Below are 23687 nucleotides of genomic sequence, written 5' to 3' on the forward strand. Positions count from 1 at the left end.
GTATCTAAAAAAAGTATGTCAAGGTTCTTATTGAAATCGAGAAGAACCAAATAGCATCAACTATTGAACCTAATTATTTATGTGCGAAGTTTGAGTTATTTAGAATATGACGAACATCAATATTTTGACGAAGCATTAAGTGAGTTAACGGAAGGAATTAAACTCTTCGAAAAAATGGAAGCTGAAAATCGATTAGAAGAGGTCAATTTTTATCCAATTGCATTAAATAAAAGAGCCGATTTGTTAATAGAAAAACAATTAGTTATGGAAGCCATGCAAGATTTTAGTCATTCAATGTATGTTCAGAAAAAATTTGCGATTAATGGTGAAATTAAAAATAAACTTTGTTATTTTTCAGCTTTAGATGGATATTTTGAAATTCTAAGCCAAATCGAAAATTATGAGCATGTGTTACTAGATATTTGTAATGAATTAATATATATTGTTGATCAATTGATTGAAGATGGTGAATTCAGTATTGAAGATGGTATCATTGATAAAATGTATATTCGACGATACATTATCAATCGGGATGTAGGCGATTTTGAACGAGCATTAATAGATATTAGTGCTGCTATTAATATTCAAAAATTACGATTGGATAAAGGAGTTTTGAGTGTAAAATCCTCATTGGCAGAACTATTCCGTTATAGAGGAAAATTACTCCATATTGAATTCAGAGACCTCGAACATGCTATAAATGACTTTACTGAAAATATTTATTTAGAAAGAACTTTAGATGAACCGAATTTATCTGAATTATGCTACGATTATAGAATACGCGCCAACCTTTATTGGGAACTAGAACAATATGAGAATGCAATTCAAGACTATACAGAAATTATTACAATATGCTTAGATTATTATCAAAAGGAAAAAGAGTTTAATTCAATTTTTTTAACAGAGAGTTTGAATCGTCGAGCAAATTACTATAAAAGTCAAGGTAGAATAAAAGAAGCAATAAATGACTATAGTTTATTGATTAATATTATAAGAAAAAATATCGAAAATAATGATTTCACTGATCTCAATCTTCTTTTAAAAAGCCTGTTAAATCGAGGAAATAGTTTTATGGATTTGGAACGATATCAGGATGCATTTGGAGATTATAGTGAATTGCTTGAACTAGTTTCTGATAATTTATATGAAGAAAATGAAGCAATAGATGATATTTTTGATGTAACAATTCGAGCACTATTAGCTCAAAGTCATGTTTTAGAAAAAATGCAACGACTACCTGAAGCAGTTAAGGTTTTAGACGAGCTAATTGAACTAGTATTGGATATAAATGAAAAAGATCGTCTTAAGGAACTTTTCATTCCATCGTTTAAAAAAGCAGCAATTTTGGAAGAACTAGGCGAATATGCTGAAGCATTAGCCACGTATAATAATTTTATTGAAGCTGTTATTGATCAGGTCACAGAAGATTTGGATTGTTTAAAAGATATAAGCTATATAATTCATTATAGAAGTGCTTTACTTTATCATATAGACGACTTTGAAAATGCTTTAAAAGGAGCATTAAGAGCGGATAAGTATTTCCACTATTTATTAGAAAATGATATTCACATTGATATGGAGATGATCGAAGCGAATCAAGAGATTATCGATAATATTAAAGATTTATCCAAAAAAACAAAGAAGAAAAAGTTTTTATTCTGGTGATTAGCGCGCAATGTACAAGATGCTTTTTAGTCTTGTATGTTGCGCTTTCTTTCGTTTTTGATGATAAAATAGAAGTAATATTAAATTTTTGAGGTTTGGTGATTGGATGAACATTTCTGTAGATGAGTTTACAAGAGTAAAAGAAGAAAACACAAAATTAAAGCAACTAGTAAGAAAGTATCAAAAAAGAATCGCCAATTCAGTCGACAAAAAAGAAGTTGAGTTTATTTTAAACAATCTTATTCCAACTATGGACGAAGAGGTAGCTGGGTACTATGAAATTTTCTCTGAGATGAGCTGTCCTAAATTAACTTATCTTGAGCTGATCAAATTAATTACGCTTTTATTTAAAACTAATAGGGCAGACCTTGCTACTTTTTACTGCCAACAGTACATAACGGAAAAGAATTTAGACGAGGTGAAAGAGATAACTGAAGAGATGCAGGAAGAGTATCAAAAAGTTTTAACTGGGTTAAGTAAAGAGGTTTTAAAAAAGAACTCTACAGAAGTTCATCTAAAAATCTATTTTGAAATCTTCTCCTATCAGCCAAATTTAAAATTAAGCTTTGTTATCTTCCCCCAGTTATTGGAACAAAATATTTACAATCTAACGAATAAGATTTTTGATCTTCGTAACGACTACTGGTTATTAAAACTATTTTTTATTGTTAGTTATTATTGTCCTAAACTGATACAAGAATATTTGGATTACTTAGCGAGCCATTGGGATATAATCAATCGTTGGGTTAAGGAAGAGAATTTACCAACTTGGGAGTTCTATGTAAACCTTGCAAACCACACACAAATGAAGAAAAAGGTAACTGCACTCAAAGAATATTATCAAGCGAAAAGCAATGGTCTAAAATCTCCAGCATTGATTGAACCGGAGCCATCAATATCAAATAATCAGATTGATACAAAGCAATGGGAAAAATGTAGTGAAGTCAGAAAGTATGGATATGAACTTAAAAACAAAACAATAGAACAGCGACGAGTAGCATTACAAACTGCAATGAAACATATCCCACTATCCAAAATCCAATCGCATATTCATTGGCTACTCCAAAATTCCTATAAGAAAAACGGAGTACATGGAGATTTTAGCAAAGCAATCAATGCTTATGAAATGGACTTGGAATATCTTCAAAAATTCTTTTATAAGGATTTATAATAGTTTTTGAATACTTTAAAACTATAGCTTTGGAGGAGAGCAAGAGCATAGGATTTAGTAACGCCGTTCAAATGTGGACGGTGTTTTCTTTTTGTCTTTTGGGAAATCGGACACTTTTATTGGGAAATCGGACGCTTTTGCTGGGAAATCCGACACAATCATTGGGAAATCCCACACTTTAAAATTTGACGGGTAGACTCGGCAAAAAAGGAAACACTATTTTTTTAAGGAAATCAATTTTGTCATACAAAAAGGTGGCTTATTTATGATTTACACAGTAACCCTAAATCCATCCATTGATTATGTCATTGAAGTTGACCAAGTGCATTTAGGTGGTTTAAATCGGACGAAAACCGAAGAAAAGCTCCCAGGTGGAAAGGGCATTAACGTTACGCAAGTGCTCCATCGTTTAGGTGTCCACAGTACGGCACTTGGGTTTATTGGTGGTTTTACAGGAGACTATATCGAACGCTTTTTACAAACGCAACATCTTTCAACAGACTTTATCAAAGTTCATGAAGATACAAGAATTAACGTGAAACTCAAATCCGAAACGGCAGAAACAGAAATCAATGCAAAAGGCCCAACGATCACACCAGAAAATTATGAAGCATTAAAGGGCAAAATTCATAACTTAACTAATAACGATACGCTCGTTTTATCCGGGAGTATCCCGTCTTCATTGCCACCTTCTACATATGAAGAACTTGTAGAAATTTGTTCACGCAACAATACCAGATTTGTCGTTGATGCAGAAGGGGAACTGCTTAAAAAAACGCTTTACTTTAAACCTTTTCTGATTAAACCAAATCATCACGAGCTCGGGCAGTTGTTCAATACAAAGATAACGTCAATCGATGAAGCTGTCCCACATGCCAAGGAGCTCATTACTATGGGGGCACAAAATGTAATTGTGTCACTTGCTGGGGGTGGCGCTGTTTTTGTAAATAACTCGGCAGTATACACAGCAAGCGCACCAAAAGGCGAAGTGAAAAGCTCAGTTGGCGCAGGAGACTCCATGGTGGCAGGTTTTCTTGCAGCCTATGAGCAAACAAAATCAATTGAAGAAGCTTTCCGTTTTAGCATTGCTTCTGGAAGTGCCACGGCTTTTTCCCTCGGGTTATGTACAAAAGAAAAAGTTGAAAGCCTACTACCACAAGTAAAACTGGAAAAAGGAGACTAGCATCATGAAAATCACAGAATTACTCACAAAAGATACCATCGCCCTTTCATTAAATAGTCAACAAAAGGAACCGGTTTTAGAAGAATTAACGAATGTCCTATATTCTGCTGGGAAACTAACAGATAAAGAAGAGTTCAAAAGTGCAATTTTAGCAAGGGAACAGCAAAGTACAACAGGGATAGGAGAAGGGATTGCCATTCCTCATGCGAAAACAAAAGCAGTAAAAGAAGCGGCCATTTGCTTTGGGCGCTCTAAAGATGGAGTCAATTTTGAGTCCCTCGATGGACAACCTGCTTATCTGTTCTTCATGATTGCGGCCCCAGAAGGAGCAAATAATACCCATCTTGAGGCTTTGTCACGACTATCTTCTATCTTACTAATTGAAGATGTTCGCAGACAGCTGTTAGAAGCATCTTCCGAACAAGATGTAATCGACATTGTGAATCGATACGACACGGAAGACGAAGAAGAAGACCAAACGATGGAAGGGAAGCAAAAGTTTATTGTTGCGGTTACGGCGTGTCCAACTGGGATTGCCCATACGTACATGGCAGCGGATTCATTAAGGGCAAAAGCCGCTGAAATGGGAGTAGACATCAAAGTAGAGACAAGAGGTTCGAGTGGTGCGAAAAACGTTCTAACACAACAAGAAATACAAGAAGCTGTGGCGGTTATTGTTGCGGCCGATACAAACGTAGGCATGGACCGTTTTAATGGAAAACATGTCATCGAAACTCCAGTGGCTGATGGAATTCGTAGACCACAAGAATTAATTGAACTGGCATTAAACCAAGACGCTCCTGTATATAAAGGCAGTGGAAATACAACGAACAATGAAACAACGGAGGGCAGAAGAGGAATTGGTTCTACCATTTACAAACATTTGATGAATGGTGTTTCAAACATGCTTCCATTTGTTGTAGGTGGTGGGATTTTAATTGCCATTAGCTTTATGTTTGGGATTCACGCAGCAGATCCGAATGACCCTACCTACAATCCATTTGCTGAGGCATTGAACAAAATCGGTGGAGGTAGTGCTTTTGCTTTAATGATTCCAGTGCTATCTGGTTTTATCGCTAGTAGTATTGCCGATCGTCCGGGTTTTGCTCCTGGTATGGTGGGAGGAATGCTTGCTGCAAGTGGCGGTGCGGGCTTTTTAGGTGGTCTTGTTGCCGGATTTTTAGCTGGATATTTAGTGGAAGGATTAAAAAAACTACTTTCTGGTTTACCTTCATCTATTGAAGGGATAAAAACGATATTGCTTTATCCATTGTTAGGGATTGCACTAACCGGTTTAATTATGTATTACGTCATCAATAAACCAGTAGGCGCATTAAACACAGCGATTTCGGAATGGTTAGCCGGATTAGGAACAGGTAATGCTGTGTTACTTGGAATCGTGCTCGGTCTCATGATGGCATTTGATATGGGTGGACCAGTAAACAAAGCCGCTTATGTATTTGGTACAGGCCTTTTAGCAAATGGTGTATATGAACCAATGGCGGCAATTATGGCAGCTGGTATGGTTCCTCCGTTAGCCATCGCGATTGCAACTACTATTTTTAGAAGAAAATTTACAAAACAAGAACAAGAAGCAGGAAAGGTCAACTACATTATGGGGTTATCCTTTATTACAGAAGGTGCGATTCCATTTGCAGCAGCAGACCCAATTCGTGTCATCCCGTCTCTTATGGTTGGTTCCGCAATAGCTGGAGCACTGTCGATGATGTTTAGTATCGGTTTACGTGCACCACATGGAGGAGTATTTGTTATCCCACTAGTAGAAGGCGGTTGGTTGCTGTATTTACTAGCAATTGTCATAGGCGCAATTGTTTCAGCTATCATTTTAGGAATTGTGAAACGACCAACTGTTGCGAAATAGGAATGAACGATTGTATCCCTGTCGATTATGATATAGAACTTAAAAAATTGGAGGAATCAATATGACTGAAAAAAACTATACCATCACAAGTGAACAAGGAATTCATGCTCGTCCTGCAACGGTAATTGTTGGGGCATTAACAAACTTTAAATCAGATGTCAAAATAGAATATAGAGGAAAACAGGCCAATTTAAAATCAATTATGGGGGTCATGGCACTTGGAATTCCAAATGGGGCATCCATTAAAATTACGGCTGATGGTGAAGACGAAGCACAAGTGATTAAAACAATGGATGACATTATGAAAAAAGAAGGTCTTGCTGAATAAAGGAGAAATTCAATATGTCGATTATGATTGAAGGAATTGCAGCTTCTCCCGGAATATGCATTGCCAAAGCGTTCAAATTGCAACATCAAGAACTCCATGTAGAGAAAAAAAGTATCATAAATACAGCGGAAGAAATACGTCGCTTTGAAATGATGATGGACAAAACAAAAACTGAACTTGAAGGGATTAAAGCAGAAACGAGCCAAAAGCTGGGGGAAGATAAAGCTGAAATTTTTGCTGCACATCTTCTTATTTTAAGTGATCCGGAGTTTATACAACCGATTAAAGATAAAGTGACGAATGATTCGGTAAATGCTGAATTTGCTCTTAAGGAAGTGGCTGCCATGTTTATCGGGTTGTTTGAAAATATGGATAATGAATATATGAGAGAACGGGCAGCAGATATTCGGGATGTTACAAAGCGACTTACTGGACATCTTTTAGGGCAACAGGTAGCTAGTCCAAATATGATTTCAGAAGAAGTGGTCATTATTGCAGAGGACTTAACCCCATCCGATACTGCACAACTAAATCGCCAATATGTGAAAGGGTTTACAACAAATATTGGAGGTCGTACCTCTCATTCTGCCATTATGGCGCGTTCCATGGAAATCCCAGCTGTCGTAGGAACGAAAAACGTGATGGCACAAATTGAAAATGACATGCTCGTGATAGTAGATGGCCTTGAAGGAAAAGTGATTGCAAATCCAACAGAAAAAGAAATCGCATTATACGCAAAGAAAAAAGCGGCATTTGAAAACCAAAAGATAGAGTGGGCAAAATTAAAGAATGAAAAAACCATAACAACAGATGGTCATCAAGTAGAACTTGCAGCAAATATCGGCACCCCAGCAGATGTGCAAGGTGTTCTCGAAAACGGTGGGGAAGCAATTGGACTTTACCGTACTGAGTTTTTATACATGGGACGCTCACAATTACCTACAGAAGAAGAACAATTTAAAGCTTACAAAACGGTGTTAGAAAGTATGGAAGGTAAACCAGTTGTTGTCCGCACGTTAGATATTGGTGGCGACAAAGAACTGCATTACCTTGACTTACCGAAAGAATTGAATCCTTTTCTCGGTTTTCGTGCAATCCGTCTTTGTTTAAGTATGCAAGACATGTTCCGTACCCAGCTACGCGCACTGCTTCGTTCGAGTGCTTACGGAAATTTAAAAATTATGTTTCCAATGATTGCAACATTAGATGAGTTTCGTGATGCAAAGGCAATTCTTTTAGAGGAGAAGGAGCAACTTCAACAAATGGGTGTTCAAGTTGCGGAAAATATTGAACTAGGAATCATGGTGGAAATCCCTTCAACAGCAGTCATGGCAGATGTGTTCGCCAAAGAAGTTGATTTCTTTTCAATTGGTACCAATGATTTAATTCAATATACATTAGCAGCGGACCGAATGAATGAAAGGGTTTCTTATTTATATCAGCCATACAATCCAGCCATTTTACGTTTAATAAAAAATGTAATTGATGCCGCGCACAACCATGGCAAGTGGGTTGGAATGTGTGGAGAAATGGCTGGAGATGAAGTAGCCATCCCGATTTTATTAGGACTCGGACTAGATGAATTTAGCATGAGCGCAACGTCCATCTTAAAAGCAAGAAGCCAAATTTCAACTTTATCTCGTGCCGATATGATGTCAATCGCAGAAAAAACTTTAGTAATGAAAAATGCGGAAGAGGTTAAACAATTTATAACATCCAATGTGTTAAGGGGCTAAAATACAAGAAAGAGAGTACAATTCTCCTGCATTGTGCTCTTTTTCAATTTGTTGGGGAGTATTCCTATTAAACTAATTATGTTAAAATAGATATGGAAGGAAAATACAGATGAGTATTTTCTTATAAATTGACTAGCGGCGGTGAAATTTTAGACAAAGGGAAAGAGGGGATCTAATGAATGCAAAACTAAAAGCAGTAGTAGACGCAATCGATACATACCAACTAACTTATCCTGAAGATGCTTGCGTACTTATTTTCGATACTGAGAAAGTAGTAGGATATAAAGCGGGGAAAACAGTAGATTTAAAGATTAAAGTTGGGGAAACTGTCGAACAACACATAAATACAACAAGTGTCCATGCATTAAAAAGTGGAAAGCATATTCGTGAGGAGCGTGGCCCGGAACTTTTTGGTTTTGCTTATATCGCATCTGCTGTTCCTATTTTCGATAATGGACAAGTGGTTGGTGTGTGTACGGGTGTCATTTCCAATGATACGATTAACGAATTACGACATGTATCGAACGATCTATCTGCTTCTGTTGCAGAAATGTCCGTTACAACTGAGGAATTAACAAATGCAAGTGTTAATGTTTCAAAACAATTAGAGGAACTTTCTCATTTAGCTGAAACTGCAACCCATGACATTCAACAAATTAACTCCATTGTCAAATCCGTAAAAGACATTGCACAAAAATCAAAAATTTTAGGGCTTAATGCAGGAATCGAAGCAGCTCGTTCAGGGGTTCATGGTAGGGGCTTTGCAATTGTAGCAAATGAAATTCAAAAAATGGCTCAAGACAGTAACCAAAGCGCCGACACCATCACGAAAGAACTGGAAAATATTAAGCATTCAATTGAATATATTAATAACTCAACAGCCCAAATTTCATCCTTCACACAGGAATATACAGCCAACATGCAACAAATGAGCCACACATATACTAGCCTTAACATTGTTGGGCAAAAGCTAATGAATCTGAGTAATATTAGAAAATAAAAAATTCCATGTACAGCTACTTTTTAATTTTGGTAGCTGTATTTTTAATGAACCAATGCAAAACCTTTACAAGAAATCCATATCACAGTAGATAAGAATACGAGTAAAACGGAAAAGGAACGCATGTAGGGGGTAACATGCGTTCCTTTCAACGATTTATGCTGCTAAAGATAATGTTGTGTAAGAAATGATTGCTGGTTGAGTTGTTGCTTCAAGTGCTTTTTCAGCTTCTTCTTTAGTTTCAAATTGGAACATACGAACATTGTCATTTTCAAAAATTGTTAGTACCCACATAGTATAGCCTCCTAATATTGTTTAATCTCCAAATCTATTTTGTAAAGGAAAGAATGGCAGAACCTTTGACACTAGCTAGCATATTGTTAGCCTCTGTTTTGCTTACGAATTCAAACATACGAACCGTGTTTTTCTCAAAGATTGTCACTACCCACATTTTCACTCTCTCCTTAAAATGCATACTTTTTGTTATATAACACGTGTTGATTATCAACGTTTGTACTATCTGTGTTATATATCACTTGAGACCATTGTACACCCAAAAAATCGAAAAAGAAAGAGTTAGTGAATTAATTCACATATCGTTCATAATGATTACGTTTCCATAAATTTTTACAAAAACGCCACAATATTTTGTGTGTAGGGAAGATTCGTGGTGCTGGTGTATAATTACTTTAGAATGGGGGCGAATTTATGGCAGGTAAAACTTTAGCTCAAGGATTAATGGCCGCAAGTGGGGAACAATTACGATTAATTTATGTTCTTGCAATGGATACAGGAATTTTAAATATGATCGCAAATAAAACAAAGGATCTTTTCGATAAGAAGGTTGATCATTCGCAACAACAATTGGAACAGAAAATTGATGAACTAAAACATGTGGACGATAATAAATTGCGTTTAGAATTGTTTTTACATATGACGAGAGAATTCGATTTAGCAGGATCACACTACAACACATCTTATGAAATTGAGAATAAATGTGGGGAAGTTTTACAAAAAGCACATGCCTATCAACTAAAGAAAGACAAAAACTATCACAGCTTTGTATCTCGTAATGAAAATTTGCCTGTTGATAGTCAATTAGCATTGTATCAAATGCAAAAAATATTTGAATCGATTGGTGGGGAGCTTGGTAATCTAACTCCCGACCAAGAAGATACTTTTGCGGATCAAATTGAAAAGTTTATTGAATCTCTACCTATAGAGCAGCAAGAAAAAATAAAAGACAAATTAAATATTGATGCTGTTACAAATTCCACGATCAAAAAGGTCATTGCTACACAAGGTAGTGCCGTGTTGTTAGCCGTAATTGTAGAGATTGCTGGATTTGCAGCTTATACAACGTTAACATCTCTAATTGCTGGTACTGCTAGTTTAATAGGGTTAACTTTACCATTTGGCGTTTATATGACGGCAACTTCTGTATTGTCGGTTATTACAGGACCTATTGGATTGATGTTAATTGGTGGGGCAAGTGGAGTGATGATGTTCACACAAAGTAATAAAGTGAAGAAAACATTACTTCAAATGGGGATTGTCCAATTAATGCTCCCCATTTTATTAGACGATTCAAAAGTGTATGGGTATGATTCTTTCATTCAGGAGTGGGAAAAACATTATCATAAGCAAAATCGATTAGTAGAAACTATATCAAAGTATCAAAATGAACATACAAATATGTCCGAAACTTTAAAAACAACTGAAAAAAACATAGCTGAATGTAATCAACAACTTTTGCAGTATAACAATATATATGATCGAATCGTAAACAAAATAGCCAATATGTTAACTCTTGTAAATGAACATGAAATGACGGAATCCTATAAAAATCGAAAATTGCACATCGAGAATTTAGAGTCTGAAATACGGGATAAACAAGATTCAATAAGAAGAAACAAACAGAAGAATGCATTTTTTGATAAGGTAAGCGGCATGTTTTCGAATCTCTCCCATGAAAGTGACATAAAAAAATGTAATAAACAAATCCAACAGTTTAAGATACAACAAGCAATTGAAGTTATTACGATTCGTCCAGAGAATTTGAAGAAAGAATGTAATGAAGCGCAGACGATTATGGGTGAGAGAAAGGCGATTGACGAAAAACTTACTAAGTTAAGAGATCAGAAAATGATTTTAGAAGAGGAAGTATCAAAAACAAATACTCTACTTCGCCAAAATGAACAGGAATTACGTGTTCTTCAAAAAGACATTTATGGTTTAGGTGATATTGTATGATTCAAAATGATCAGTTTTGGAATCATTGGAGGAATGGTGAATTTGAACAGGCTTTAGATTGCTCAGTAAGCAATAAAAAGAAAAGAAAAGGTGCAAAATTATTTGGAAATATTCATCAATCAGAACAAACGGATCTTATTGCTGGAATTAGTGCTGGAGAATTTTTATATGACTTTATCATGATTAATCCAGTGGTAGTTGAAGGTATCGATTTTGCACGTAGCGAGGATTTAAGTTCGCTTTTTTCACTTTCTCAATTTGCAAAATCAATCGACATTGATTTAGCTTCAGGGGATATGGCGCAATTACAAGGATATGTGGCAGAACAAATGATTGCGCAAAAATTAGAAGCAGCTGGATACGATGTGCAGTTTCCCGAGACATCAAATCAAGCGGGTTGGGATATATTGGTTGACGGTGAAAAGTTCCAAGTGAAATGTGGAAGTAATAAAGGGATTGTTGATGAACATCTAGAGCGTTATCCGGATATTCCGGTTTATGTAAATGACGAGTTGATTAAGCATTATGCAGATAACCCAAATGTTTACAGTGCTGGTGTGACGAGGGAAGAAGTAATTGATGCAACAAAATCTACCTTATCCCATGCAGAGGACATGCTTGATTTTGAGCTACCTTGGATTTCAGCAGGCGTTAGTTCTTTCTATAATTTAAGGCGCGTTGTAAAAGAGCAACTACCTTTGCAACTAGCAGCACGGAATGTAGTGATTGATACAACGAGTCGCGCATCATTAGCCGCAGCTGGACAAGCAGCTTTCACATTTGCAGCGAGTGCAATCTTTTCTTCAGGAGCTTTTGTTGTCGTGTTGCCTATTGTAGGAGCTTATGTTGGGCTAAAACAAAGTACACGTGTAACAAATAAAATAAAGAAATTACTCGCAAAACATGAATTTCAACAGTTTGAAACAAGTTTATCTGATTTAGTTGTTGTGATGAAACGACAATTGAATATGAAAACGGCGATTAAAGAAGAAAAGTGGCGGGATGTTCTCCAAAAAAGTAAAAACAATAAACCAATAGAATGTTTGGAAAGTTTTCACCAAGAAAAACTTCAATTTATGCACAATATGAATAAGGAATTAACATCCATTGAGCATGAAATAAAGAAAGATCCGATCCGTACTTTTGAAAGATTAATTGCGGTCTTAATGAAGTCAGGAATTCATGGATACAGCATACAAAGTGAACTGTTAAGCGTTGAAAAAACGATGAGGGAACTGCAGAAGAAGCTATAATACTGTATGAGGATAAATATGTTAACAAATTAGAACACTTGTTTCGTTTTTGTAATTGTTATATAATTCAAATAAAAAGGAACGCATGTACGAATGACATGAGTTCCTTTATCTATTACGCCAACGCATGTAACGAGTGACATGAGTCAAGCGTATCTTTATCTATTAATATATACATTATGGCAAACGATTATACCAATTGTCAAGAAAAGTAGGTGACATCCCTTCCATGAACCCTGACATAACATCATCTGAATTAATCATTTGCTTTGATGAAAGTGGGAAGCAGAGTAGTTAAGAAAATAAATTACAGCCTTTTCTAAAAAATCTACGGGTGTTTGAATTAAAAGATTCAAATAATTTAGAAGAAGTAAATGTTGAGATGAGTAAAAAGTTATTTATAGCAAATAACTTTAATTATTATACAAATTTATAGTTGGTTTTAATACATATGAAAAAATAGATACAGAAAAACACCGTCTTTTTGGAACGGTGTTTTTAGTCTTTTATTGTTCTACGGAAACTTTTATTTTTCGCTTTTATGCAGCTAAAGATAAAGTCGTGTAAGAAATGATCGCAGGTTGAGTTGTTGCTTCAAGTGCTTTTTGAGCTTCTTCTTTTGTTTCAAATTGGAACATACGGACATTGTCTTTTTCAAAAATTGTTAGTACCCACATAGATGGTCTCCTCCTAAAATAGTAATTTATCATCAAAACAAAGTGTTATTAGAATTATTTTGTAAAGGAAAGAATGGCAGAACCTTTAACACTCGCTAACTTTTTGTTTGCCTCTTTTTGGCTTAAAAATTCAAACATACGAACCGTGTTTTTTTCAAAGATTGTCACTACCCACATTTTTATTCTCTCCTTAGAATTGGCCTATTTGTTATATAACACAATAGGCTTTTTAATGGTTGTTTCATCTGTGTTGTATATCAACTTGAGACCATTGTACACCCAAAAAACAGAAAAGGAAATAGCTAGTGAATGATTTCACATATCGTTCATAATGATTACGTTTACATAAATTTTTACAAAAACTCCACACATTTTGGTTAAAAATCTATCGTGACGAGAATTATTGGGCAATTTTTGAATGCATTCAAAACAATCAAAAGGGAAAAATAAAATTTTAACACTGTAACAATATTGGTTTGCCGATTTTAGGAGGTTGATGTCATGTTTGCAGGATGGGAAGGTTTTAAAAAAGGTAAATGGAATGAAGAAGTCGACGTTCGAGATTTTATTCAAAAAAATTATACCCAATATACTGGGGACGATACTTTTTTAGTTGGTCCAACAAGTGCTACTAAAGAGTTATGGCAAAAGGTAATGGAATTGGCTAAAAAAGAACGTGAAAATGGTGGGGTTCTCGATATGGATACAAAAACTGTATCGACCATCACATCTCACGGGCCAGGTTATTTGAATAAAGAAACTGAGAAGATTGTTGGTTTTCAAACAGATCAACCATTTAAGCGATCACTTCAGCCTTTTGGTGGTATCCGAATGGCAGTAGACGCTGCAAATTCATACGGGTTTGAAGTGGACAACGAAATGCAACATATTTTTACGGAATATAGAAAAACCCATAACCAAGGTGTTTTTGATGCCTATACGCCAGAAATGAGAAAAGCTAGGCATGTTGGAATTATTACAGGCCTACCAGACGCTTATGGACGAGGACGAATCATCGGAGACTATCGTCGGGTTGCGTTATATGGTGTGGATTTTCTAATGGAAGAAAAACAAAAAGACTTTAATAACACGTCAAATATTATGTCCAACGATATTATTCAGCTTCGGGAAGAAATGAGTGAGCAATATCGAGCGTTAAAACAATTAAAAGAAATGGCAAAAAGTTATGGATTTGACATTTCGCAACCTGCTACGAATACAAAAGAAGCATTCCAATGGCTTTACTTTGCTTATTTAGCCGCAATCAAACAACAAAACGGTGCAGCTATGAGTTTAGGAAGGGTGTCAACATTCCTTGACATTTATATCGAAAGAGACTTGAAAAACGGTGTTATCACAGAAGAAGAAGTTCAAGAAATTGTGGATCATTTCGTCATGAAACTGCGATTAGTGAAATTTGCAAGAACGCCCGAGTATAACGAGTTGTATAGTGGAGATCCAACGTGGGTAACAGAATCGATTGCCGGTATGGGGAACGACGGAAGATCCCTTGTTACGAAAAACTCTTTCCGCTTCTTGCATACGTTAAGTAATTTAGGTCCTTCACCAGAGCCGAACTTAACTGTTTTATGGTCAGATCGTCTTCCAGAAAACTTTAAAAAATATTGTGCAAAAATGTCCATTGAAACAAGTTCGATTCAATATGAAAATGATGAGATTATGCGTCCTGAATATGGGGATGATTATGGAATTGCTTGTTGTGTATCCGCGATGAAAATCGGAAAACAAATGCAATTCTTTGGTGCCCGCGCAAATCTAGCAAAAGCGTTGTTATATGCAATTAATGGCAACATCGATGAAAATCATAAAATACAAGTTGGTCCTGAAACCGCGCCTCTTACTTCAGAGGTTTTAGACTATGATGAAGTAATGAAAAGATTTGAACAAACAATGGAATGGTTGGCAGGGCTGTATATTAATACACTTAACATTATCCATTACATGCATGATAAATATTCTTATGAAAGCATTGAGATGGCACTACACGATACGCAAATATTGCGAACAATGGCAACCGGAATTGCTGGGTTAAGCTCGGTGGCGGATTCACTAAGTGCTATTAAATATGCAAAAGTAAAACCAATTCGTGATGAAAATGGCTTGGCAGTTGATTTTGAAGTAGAAGGAGATTATCCGAAATACGGAAACAATGATGATCGTGTGGATAGCATTGCAGTACATCTTGTGAAATCCTTTATGACAAAATTGCGCAAACATAAAACATATCGAGATTCCGTTCATACGTTATCAATTTTAACGATTACTTCAAACGTTGTATATGGTAAGAAAACCGGGAATACCCCAGATGGCCGTCGTGCTGGAGAACCATTAGCACCGGGAGCAAATCCGATGCACGGACGTGATACGAAAGGGGCATTAGCTTCTCTATCAACTGTGGCGAAAATCCCTTATGCTTATGCGATGGATGGAATATCGAATACTTTCTCTATTGTACCGAAAGCATTAGGGAAAGATTCGGAAGCTCAAGTGAATAATTTAGTATCAATGCTTGATGGCTATACAAAACAAACAGGTCACCATTTAAATGTGAACGTGCTTAATCGTGAAACGTTAATTGATGCAATGGAACATCCGGAAGAATACCCTCAATTGACGATTCGTGTATCTGGATATGCGGTGAATTTCATTAAGTTAACTCGTGAACAGCAAATCGATGTGATTAATCGTACGTTCCATGGAAGTATGTAAATTAGGGAGCGATGTTGGTGATTGGACGAATCCATTCAATTGAATCTTTCGGTACAGTAGATGGACCCGGAATACGATACGTCATTTTCATGCAAGGATGTTTACTACGCTGCCAATTTTGCCACAATCCTGATACTTGGGATACTAAGGGCGGAAAAGAAATCGAAGTAGATGAATTAATGGCGGATATTCAAACCTATTTACCATATATGGAAAGTTCAAATGGGGGCGTAACAGTAAGTGGTGGAGAGCCACTTCTTCAAATGGACTTTTTAATTGAATTATTTACGAAGTGCAAAGAATTAGATATTCATACGGCAATCGATTCATCAGCAGGATGTTTTTCGAATACACCATTTTTTATGAAGAAATTAGAGAAGTTGCTGCAATTAACGGATTTAATTTTATTAGACTTGAAACAAATTGATAATGACAAGCATAAGAAATTAACAGGACTCCCAAATACGCATATTTTAGAATTTGCCCGTATTTTATCTGACCGGAATGTACCTGTTTGGATAAGACACGTACTTGTCCCAGGAAAAACCGATAATCCAGAAGATTTAAAACGACTATCCGCTTTCATTCAAACGTTGAAAAATGTCCAAAAAATTGAAGTGCTTCCTTATCATAAGCTAGGCGTTTATAAATGGGAAAACCTCGGCCTCAAATACCCACTTGATAATGTAGAACCGCCAAGTGAAGAAGTCGTTAGGCGAGCAATTGACATTTTAAATGCCACACAGTAATGATGAAGCAGGAGATTCGCGTTTTGCGGTCTGCTGCTCTTAATATTTAATGATGTAAATTTATACTTTTTATGTAATAATTACTTTGTAAAAGATATTTATACGTAGCGAAAGTGGGGATCATCATGGCAACAGGAACACATACAGTAGAAATTCCAGTAGAGGTACAAGCAGTTTGGGATTATGTCAGTGATCTTGAAAAATGGGCAACAGCAGTTCCAGCCTATAAAGAACATAAAATCATCAATGACAAGCAATCAGTTTGGACATTTGAAGGTAGCGTAAAAGGGATTAAAAAAACAATCCAAGCACAAGTGGATATTACTGAGTGGAATGAACCTTCAAATATCAAATTTGCATTAAAAGGGTTATCCGATAACTTTACAGGTAGTGGCCATTTTACTGCAGAAGAAGTGAATGGGAAAACAACAATGACTTGTACGGTGGAAGTAAATGCAGGCGGGTTATCTGGGGCGGTTTTAACACCAGTTATTAAATGGGCTGTTCCGAAAGTAGCATCACGTTTAACAGAATCTATCGCGCGTAAAATTGCGGTATTCTCATAGTTATTTAATAATCAAGGGAAAGGGGCTGTTCAAAAATGGACAGACCCTTTCGTTTTGGGTGGCAAGTGATAGCATATACGTCTTTCAAAGCTTCTTTTTCTTCCTTATCAAGACTGGTAGCTTTCTGAATTGTTTCTATATCAAAATTTAAAGCGAGTAAATCCTTAGCTTTAAGACGGGATAGGTAAGCGATTACCTCTACTATAGACATACTTAATTCTTCCCAGACATTAAAAACTTCCGATAAATCGTTATCTTTCGCCGTTCATTTCTAGTTCCTTTGATATCTTTTTGATTTGCTCTAAAGATAAGCCTGTAAGTATAGCTAGGGTTTCAAAGGGTACTTTATTTTTAATCCCTGTATGAATTATTTCTATGGTTCTTTCCTCTGCACCTAGCTCAATGCCTTGTTCAATTCCTTGTTCAATCCCTTGTTCAATGCCTTTCTCAATCCCGATTTTTTCACCCTCATGTCTGGCATGATCATATTTTCCTTCTTCATCAAGAATGTATTTAAGTCGGGATTGATAAGCAATAACATCTTCTTTCGACATACTTAATTCTTGTTTAATAAATTCCAATGAATCATTATTTTTCATCATGTAATTCTAGTTCCTCTGATATCCTTTTGATTTGCTCTAAAGATAAGCCTGTAAGTATAGCTAGGGTTTCAAAGGGTACTTTATTTTTAATCCCTGTATGAATTATTTCTATGGTTCTTTCCTCTGCACCTAGCTCAATGCCTTGTTCAATTCCTTGTTCAATCCCTTGTTCAATCCCTTGTTCAATGCCTTTCTCAATCCCGATTTTTTCACCCTCATGTCTGGCATGATCATATTTTCCTTCTTCATCAAGAATGTATTTAAGTCGGGATTGGTAAGCAATTACTTCTTCTTTCGACATACTTAGTTCTTCCCATACATTAAAAACTTCCAACAAGTCTTTATCTTTCATCGCTAACTCCTCCAATTCTTGATAAATTTCTTCATATACTTTTTGTTTCCGCGCATCGACCATTCCAAGTAATAACAACCATCTTGCCAGTATATCATCTAACGGATTTAATTTTTCCTTATACCATAGAGTTAAAAATTTATTCATCTCAATGAAGTGAACTTCTAGTACATTATCATCAATTGGAACAGGTGTCTTTGTTTCATCTTCATATAAATGGAAAGTATTATGGTAGTTTTCTAGCTCATGAAAGACTGTATAGTTACAAATATTAATGGTAATAGTAGGGAGCAACCTGTGATAACCCATACCTCGAACCATTTGTGATGCGTACAATCTCGACCAATAATATAATGTTCTTTTCACCATATTATGCTGATTTGATAATTGAATTTCAACATTAATGAGTTCGTCATTTTGCGTTTTCACGATAATGTCTAATCGTGATTGCTTATCATTTTCATGCTCCCCACTAAATTCAGTGTTGATGAATGATACTTCTTTTACAGTATTGCGACCTGTGCGCTGTAAAATGGCATTTAAAAATACAACGGTAATATTTTTATTTCGTTCGCTGCCAAATAATTGCTTGAATGCATAATCTACTTTTAAGTCCATTAATTTGTCCAAAGGTATTTTTCGTAACGCTTTTTTACTCATCATTTAGATCACCTCGTATACTATTAATGTAGTTAGTAGTAAATTCTCGAAGTCAATTATTCGTTTACTATATTTTACAAAAAACTGGTGTATCCTGGAATATTTTTTAATGGGGTCAGAGAGGAAAAATTTACAGGCCAAAAATGAATATTGACCTGTAATAAATTAGAACATTTTCATCTGTTCAGATTTAGATTGAGGAAGTGATTTTGTTTCTTTTGTAACGTAGCCCATCGATTGATAGCCTTTCATTCTTTTTTCAAACATGGTTTTTAAAATGGACTCTTTGTGATCAACATAATCAAAAACCTTCACTATGGATTTCTCATTATGAAGGCGATGTAGTCTCCCCACATATTGTTGCAAAGTACCTTTCCAAGATAACGGCATTACTAAAAACAAGGTATCTAGTCGAGTGTGATCAAATCCTTCACCGATATATTTACCTGTTGCGATAACTAGTCTTTCTTCATTGTCATCAAGTTCTTCTAATCTTTTTAGATTTGCCTTTCTTTCCTTAGTGCTCAATTTACCCGTTAAAACTACGATGTTTTTCACAAATCCTTTAAATTTTGATTCAAAATAAGATGCATGTTCCACTCTTTCTGTCAAAATAAGTGGTACAGCTCCATTATCTATTTCACTTAATACATCATCAAAAATTATACGGTTTCGATATTCATCATGTATTAGTTCTTTATAAAGTGATTGAATGTCTTTTTTATTTGCCTCAAGGGAACTTTTAAAGGTTGTAAAACGGGGTAGCAGTATATGTTCAAATGGACGTATTTTCGCTTGATTTTTTCCATCTACCTTATAACGTATTGGCCCTAATTGCATGGTCATAATGGGTTGTAATCCATCTTTTCGTATAGGGGTAGCAGTTAATCCGAAAATATATTTTGCATTAGCTTTTTTTATTACCTGTTCAAAACTAAAAGCAGAAATGTGATGGCATTCATCTACAATAATTTGACCATATTGTGAGATTAAATCTTTAACTTCACCTTTATAATTTAGGCTTTGTATGGTAGCAATATCAATATTTTCTGTTTGCTTACTTTTTCCTCCGCCAATTTGACCGATTTGGTCTTCTTCGATATTTAAAAACTGGGTAAGGCTTTTTTTCCATTGATCTATTAACTGGTTTCGGTGAACGATAATTAATGTATTAATCTTTCTCTCCGAAATTAATTTAGCAGCAACCACAGTTTTCCCAAACCCAGTAGTTGCAGATAAAATGCCAATTGGATGTTCCAATAATGTTTTTACTGCTTGATCCTGTTCAACTCTTAACTTTCCTTCAAAAGATATTGAGATTTTACTACCCATATGTGTGTCATCAATAAAATCAAAATTTATCGATAATTTGCCTAATAGTTTGTCTAGATCGTCTTTACATCCACGTGGTAATATTAAATATTCCTCCGTATCATCATAACATGTAATATTTCTTGGAATACCGTGAGTGGATAACCGTTTTGCTTGGGATTTATAATATTGTGGATTTTTAAATGTTGCTAGTTGAATTAAATGGTTTATAAAAGAAGTGGATAGTCCTTCTTTTTTTATATATAACCCGTTCTTTAGGGTAATTGTGAGTTTAGTTGGTAATTTTGCTTTATCGATATTTTCTTTCACTACATTGCTTGTGTTGATCTTAATGATTGCATTTACTTCTTTAAATTTCATCCTTTTTACACGATATAAATAATCCCATTGATCAGGATAGGGAATAAAATCTTCATCTACAAAAACACTATTGCCATTCTTTCTTGGAACATTCTGTAATGGAAGTGCAATTAAATTACCAAAGCCTGCTTTTGGCAAAGTATCTTGACTTGGGAATAAACGGTCAAAAGAATCCATCCCAATCTCATAACGCTTTTCTAAAGTTTTTGATAGTAATACATTACCAAGCTTACGGGTTACGCTTGCAGGGATTGCTTGCTCAAAAAAGACCCATACATGACAACCATTCCCAGAGCGAGACCGTTCAATATGTGCAGGAACACCCAGCTCTTTACATGTAGTAATAAATGCTAGTACATCTTTTTGCCAACTCTTTTTATCAAAATCAACAGCTAAAAACCAACTCGTTTCATCCTGTAAAATGGGATAGAGACCAATAGTTTGCTCCCCCGAAAGATGATTAAAAATCACTTGATCTGTTAATGGGAAAAATTCTCGATGCTGGCAATTAGCACATTTTATAGTTGGTTTCTGACAAAGGGTAGGGTGCCATTCGTTCTTACAGGCAGGTGAGTAGCCCGTCTTTCCATTTTTTGATTGCCATCTTACTGCAAAAACGTCTGTTCGACCTTTAAAAAGTTCTTTAAATATATTTATTCTTAGCTGAATCTTTTGTAGTTTTGGAGGAGTGATCTCTGTCTTTTGCTGCAAAATAATGTCATCTGGATTGATTTTATGGTAGCTCAAAAGTTCTCTCAATTTTTGATTTTCTATCCTAAGCTGTTCACATTCCAATAATGCGAGCTGAAGTTGTTGTTCAAGGTTTTGCATTGTTCACCCTCAAATTCTTATTTACTAATACGTATTAATATTATACATAACTAAATGGAATTGGAAAATTAAGATATGGAAGCATTTATTATTGGGTAAGTAAAGGTTTATTAGCTTGGTAGATATTCTTTCTGAAATGGCGGATAAATCAAGGTTTTTGACGGATATTTATATTAATTTACACGAGATCAAAAATTGGATTCAGAAAACATAGCGTTTTCAAAATCCAACTTTTTTCTTAATTATTTAAACTTCTATCTTTTCAACAGCAATCTGTCACTTATCGATGAAATTAACATTACTATACTAGCTATGCCTAATAAAATTAACATTAACTGAAAATTCGTTAAAGATAATGATTTTGCGAAATCGATTGAATAGGCTAAAGAAATTGAAGTGAATAGTTTTGAGACACTTGCAATGATTAAAAACTTCATCAATCGGACTCCAGAGATTCCAGCACCAACGCATATGATTTCATCGGGCAAAATCGGGATAATAAATAAAATTAGTAAAATACTCGTTTCATTATTTGATACATAACGTTCGTATTTTAGAAGATGCTTGTCTTTCACAAACTTTCGTATTAATTTTTGTCCGCCGACCTTCGCTATAAAATACATCACAATGATTCCAGCGAGAGTACCAGTAAAACTAATACTTGCCGCTGTTAATGGGCCTAGTACCGCACTACCTGCAGTAACGGTTGCTGCTTCTGGTAAGGGGAGTAGAATGGGTTGTAAAAAGCATATGAAAAAGAAAATAACAGGAGCTATAAATTCATTATTTAGCAATAAATCTTGCATGGGAAACTTCCTCTCAAGTCAATTTATTTAATTAGTATAGAGAGGGAGCATTAAGAATTTACTATTTAATTTCTTAATTTTTCCTTAATTGTTAGTGAGTACTCTCTTAATAAATAAACAGCATATTGAATATGAGCAGTTAGTTGGATGAAATATTAAAAAAGGGGGAATTTATAAATGTGAAAGGAGGATCAAAAATGAACCATAATTTAACTGAACTTGAAGTTGAACATTTACGAAGTTTGATTGGCGGGCATGGGAACGTTGCGAAAAAGTTAGAAGCTTTTGCTCAAGGTTGTACAGATCCTGAGCTCAAAATGTTATTTGAAAGAGATGCACAATCAGCTAAGCAAGCACAACAAGATTTAATGTCCTATTTAAATTAAGGAGGCGCAATATGTTTCAAGATAAAGAAATGGTTAATGATTATTTAGCGGGATTAAATGCCAGTTTAACAGGGTACGCGAATATCATTGCCCAAACGAATAATGCAGAATTAAGACAAACTTTAATTCAATTAAGAAATCAAGATGAGTCTCGTCAACGAACATTATATAGTTATGCCTTACAAAAAGGACACTATAAACCTGCTGCTCCAGCTTCGGAAGAGGTAGTTCAGCAACTTAGAACGGAATTAATGGCTGAGCAACAACAAAATTAATTTTTTCAAAGCCGAAATGTCTCGGTTTTTTTTATTTGCCACAAATGAAGTTGGTTTTGTTTTTCTTAGGAATTTTAATACATATGAAACAGGTGAAAAAAGGAATTTACCGGAAGAATCTAAAGTTCTTCAAAAAAATGTTTCCTCGCTAATAAATTTCAGTTACTTATCATTTTCCCTTCTTACAATATGTTTGAAAGGAAGGAGTTGTTTACATGAAATTAAAAATTATTGGTTTATCTGCTTCTACTTTATTATTCGTTGGAACACTTTCAGGTGGTGTGATGGTAAAAGCTGATGATGATCATGAATATGAAGAACATGAACGTGGTGAACATTATGAGAAATACGGAGACGATGATGATCGTTATAAGTACGAATATGAAGAGGAAGAAGAGTATGAGTACGATGATGACGACGAATATGAATATGATAGCTACACGTACCCAACCGCCTCAGAACAAGAAACATGGAATATTTGGACAAGAACTATTATGGTTCAAAAAGGAAATTTACCTTTCAACGAATCAAAAAACGTGACATTACAATTAGAAAATGACACCAATCGATTGTCTTTCTATGCCATTCCGAGAGATGGAGAAATTTTTATTCCAGGAAGGGTCATTGCAGAAATGTTAGGGGCAGAGGCTACGGTTTATGATGCGAGCCAAATATTAGAAATAACTACTGACAATCAGGAAATAATCTTCCGTGCCAATACAAATGTTGCGTTTGATAACGGCCAAAAAACACCGTTACCTTCTGTTGCATTTTCTTTGAATAACGATATTTACATTCCTATCAGTGTGATTGCAAATGGATTAGGATTTTTAGTGGAATGGCAAGCGGATAATAATTGCTTTATCTGTCGGCCATTAAACAATTAACGA

24 protein-coding genes are annotated in these 23687 nt (G+C 35.3%); 15 read left to right on the plus strand and 9 right to left on the minus strand.

Annotation, left to right across the window (positions count from 1 at the left end):
* Window positions 1-81 precede the first annotated feature (81 nt).
* From CRO00_RS16350 to CRO00_RS16380, 7 genes are all read left to right on the plus strand, one after another.
* Entirely contained in the window at window positions 82-1665 is a 1584-nt protein-coding gene (locus tag CRO00_RS16350) for a tetratricopeptide repeat protein (protein WP_161946715.1), read from the plus strand.
* A gap of 88 nt (window positions 1666-1753) precedes the next feature.
* Window positions 1754-2836 carry a hypothetical protein gene (locus CRO00_RS16355; RefSeq protein ID WP_161946716.1) on the plus strand — a complete coding sequence of 361 codons (1083 nt, stop codon included), beginning with the start codon at window positions 1754-1756 and terminating at the stop codon, window positions 2834-2836.
* A gap of 265 nt (window positions 2837-3101) precedes the next feature.
* A complete protein-coding gene (gene pfkB / locus CRO00_RS16360) occupies window positions 3102-4019 on the plus strand; it encodes a 1-phosphofructokinase (RefSeq protein WP_097074746.1) in 918 nt (305 codons plus the stop codon).
* A gap of 4 nt (window positions 4020-4023) precedes the next feature.
* Complete coding sequence (locus tag CRO00_RS16365; protein ID WP_097074747.1) at window positions 4024-5901, plus strand: PTS fructose transporter subunit IIABC; 1878 nt, start codon at window positions 4024-4026, stop codon at window positions 5899-5901.
* Window positions 5902-5962: 61 nt separating this feature from the next.
* A complete protein-coding gene (locus CRO00_RS16370) occupies window positions 5963-6229 on the plus strand; it encodes a phosphocarrier protein HPr (protein WP_097074748.1) in 267 nt (88 codons plus the stop codon).
* Window positions 6230-6243: 14 nt separating this feature from the next.
* Entirely contained in the window at window positions 6244-7965 is a 1722-nt protein-coding gene (ptsP, locus tag CRO00_RS16375; protein WP_097074749.1) for a phosphoenolpyruvate--protein phosphotransferase, read from the plus strand.
* Window positions 7966-8140: 175 nt separating this feature from the next.
* On the plus strand, window positions 8141-8965 hold the full coding sequence (locus tag CRO00_RS16380; protein ID WP_097074750.1) for a methyl-accepting chemotaxis protein: 825 nt from the start codon (window positions 8141-8143) through the stop codon (window positions 8963-8965).
* 156 nt (window positions 8966-9121) lie between these two features.
* Here the strand turns inward: CRO00_RS16380 and CRO00_RS20345 are convergent, their stop codons facing one another.
* Together CRO00_RS20345 and CRO00_RS20580 are read right to left on the minus strand one after the other, a co-directional pair.
* Window positions 9122-9259, minus strand: coding sequence for a hypothetical protein (locus CRO00_RS20345; RefSeq protein WP_202615696.1), 138 nt, complete (start codon window positions 9257-9259; stop codon window positions 9122-9124).
* 34 nt (window positions 9260-9293) lie between these two features.
* Window positions 9294-9416: a hypothetical protein gene (locus tag CRO00_RS20580; RefSeq protein WP_272914323.1), complete on the minus strand. Its 123-nt coding sequence runs from the start codon at window positions 9414-9416 to the stop codon at window positions 9294-9296.
* Window positions 9417-9673: 257 nt separating this feature from the next.
* Here CRO00_RS20580 and CRO00_RS16385 point away from each other — a divergent pair, with 257 nt between their 5' ends.
* Both CRO00_RS16385 and CRO00_RS16390 read left to right on the plus strand, forming a co-directional pair.
* A complete protein-coding gene (locus CRO00_RS16385) occupies window positions 9674-11218 on the plus strand; it encodes a phage tail tape measure protein (RefSeq protein ID WP_097074751.1) in 1545 nt (514 codons plus the stop codon).
* Window positions 11215-12471 (plus strand): hypothetical protein, encoded by a 1257-nt coding sequence (locus tag CRO00_RS16390; RefSeq protein WP_097074752.1) that lies wholly within the window; start codon window positions 11215-11217, stop codon window positions 12469-12471. Before CRO00_RS16385 ends, CRO00_RS16390 begins: the two co-directional genes overlap by 4 nt.
* Window positions 12472-13010: 539 nt before the next feature.
* On the opposite strand, the gene CRO00_RS20350 is transcribed toward CRO00_RS16390, so the two are convergent.
* Complete coding sequence (locus CRO00_RS20350; protein WP_202615697.1) at window positions 13011-13148, minus strand: hypothetical protein; 138 nt, start codon at window positions 13146-13148, stop codon at window positions 13011-13013.
* 54 nt (window positions 13149-13202) lie between these two features.
* Window positions 13203-13325 carry a hypothetical protein gene (locus CRO00_RS20585; RefSeq protein WP_272914324.1) on the minus strand — a complete coding sequence of 41 codons (123 nt, stop codon included), beginning with the start codon at window positions 13323-13325 and terminating at the stop codon, window positions 13203-13205.
* Between the two features lie 324 nt (window positions 13326-13649).
* Here CRO00_RS20585 and pflB point away from each other — a divergent pair, with 324 nt between their 5' ends.
* The 3 genes from pflB (at window position 13650) to CRO00_RS16405 (ending at window position 17193) form a co-directional block, all read left to right on the plus strand.
* Window positions 13650-15878 (plus strand): formate C-acetyltransferase, encoded by a 2229-nt coding sequence (gene pflB, locus CRO00_RS16395; RefSeq protein WP_097074753.1) that lies wholly within the window; start codon window positions 13650-13652, stop codon window positions 15876-15878.
* Between the two features lie 14 nt (window positions 15879-15892).
* Window positions 15893-16627 (plus strand): pyruvate formate-lyase-activating protein, encoded by a 735-nt coding sequence (gene pflA, locus CRO00_RS16400; protein ID WP_097074754.1) that lies wholly within the window; start codon window positions 15893-15895, stop codon window positions 16625-16627.
* 125 nt (window positions 16628-16752) lie between these two features.
* A complete protein-coding gene (locus tag CRO00_RS16405; protein ID WP_097074755.1) occupies window positions 16753-17193 on the plus strand; it encodes an SRPBCC family protein in 441 nt (146 codons plus the stop codon).
* 4 nt (window positions 17194-17197) lie between these two features.
* On the opposite strand, the gene CRO00_RS16410 is transcribed toward CRO00_RS16405, so the two are convergent.
* The 5 genes from CRO00_RS16410 to CRO00_RS16430 all read right to left on the minus strand — a co-directional run bounded on the left by CRO00_RS16410 (window position 17198) and on the right by CRO00_RS16430 (window position 22136).
* Window positions 17198-17404, minus strand: a complete 207-nt coding sequence (locus CRO00_RS16410; RefSeq protein WP_097074756.1) for a hypothetical protein — start codon at window positions 17402-17404, stop codon at window positions 17198-17200.
* A gap of 40 nt (window positions 17405-17444) precedes the next feature.
* Entirely contained in the window at window positions 17445-17795 is a 351-nt protein-coding gene (locus CRO00_RS16415) for a hypothetical protein (protein WP_097074757.1), read from the minus strand.
* A complete protein-coding gene (locus tag CRO00_RS16420; protein ID WP_097074758.1) occupies window positions 17782-18810 on the minus strand; it encodes an Rpn family recombination-promoting nuclease/putative transposase in 1029 nt (342 codons plus the stop codon). Before CRO00_RS16420 ends, CRO00_RS16415 begins: the two co-directional genes overlap by 14 nt.
* A 162-nt stretch (window positions 18811-18972) precedes the next feature.
* Window positions 18973-21330: a TOTE conflict system archaeo-eukaryotic primase domain-containing protein gene (locus CRO00_RS16425; protein ID WP_097074759.1), complete on the minus strand. Its 2358-nt coding sequence runs from the start codon at window positions 21328-21330 to the stop codon at window positions 18973-18975.
* Window positions 21331-21584: 254 nt separating this feature from the next.
* On the minus strand, window positions 21585-22136 hold the full coding sequence (locus CRO00_RS16430) for a TVP38/TMEM64 family protein (protein ID WP_097074760.1): 552 nt from the start codon (window positions 22134-22136) through the stop codon (window positions 21585-21587).
* 197 nt (window positions 22137-22333) lie between these two features.
* On the opposite strand from CRO00_RS16430, the gene CRO00_RS16435 reads away from it, so the two are divergent.
* The 3 genes from CRO00_RS16435 to CRO00_RS16445 all read left to right on the plus strand — a co-directional run bounded on the left by CRO00_RS16435 (window position 22334) and on the right by CRO00_RS16445 (window position 23684).
* Window positions 22334-22522 carry a hypothetical protein gene (locus CRO00_RS16435; protein ID WP_097074761.1) on the plus strand — a complete coding sequence of 63 codons (189 nt, stop codon included), beginning with the start codon at window positions 22334-22336 and terminating at the stop codon, window positions 22520-22522.
* Between the two features lie 11 nt (window positions 22523-22533).
* On the plus strand, window positions 22534-22797 hold the full coding sequence (locus CRO00_RS16440; protein WP_097074762.1) for a spore coat protein: 264 nt from the start codon (window positions 22534-22536) through the stop codon (window positions 22795-22797).
* Window positions 22798-23012: 215 nt separating this feature from the next.
* Window positions 23013-23684: a copper amine oxidase N-terminal domain-containing protein gene (locus tag CRO00_RS16445; protein WP_097074763.1), complete on the plus strand. Its 672-nt coding sequence runs from the start codon at window positions 23013-23015 to the stop codon at window positions 23682-23684.
* The last annotated feature ends 3 nt before the right edge of the window (window positions 23685-23687 follow it).

The sequence above is a fragment of the Ureibacillus xyleni genome, assembly GCF_900217795.1.
Classification (GTDB): Bacteria; Bacillota; Bacilli; order Bacillales_A; family Planococcaceae; genus Ureibacillus; species Ureibacillus xyleni.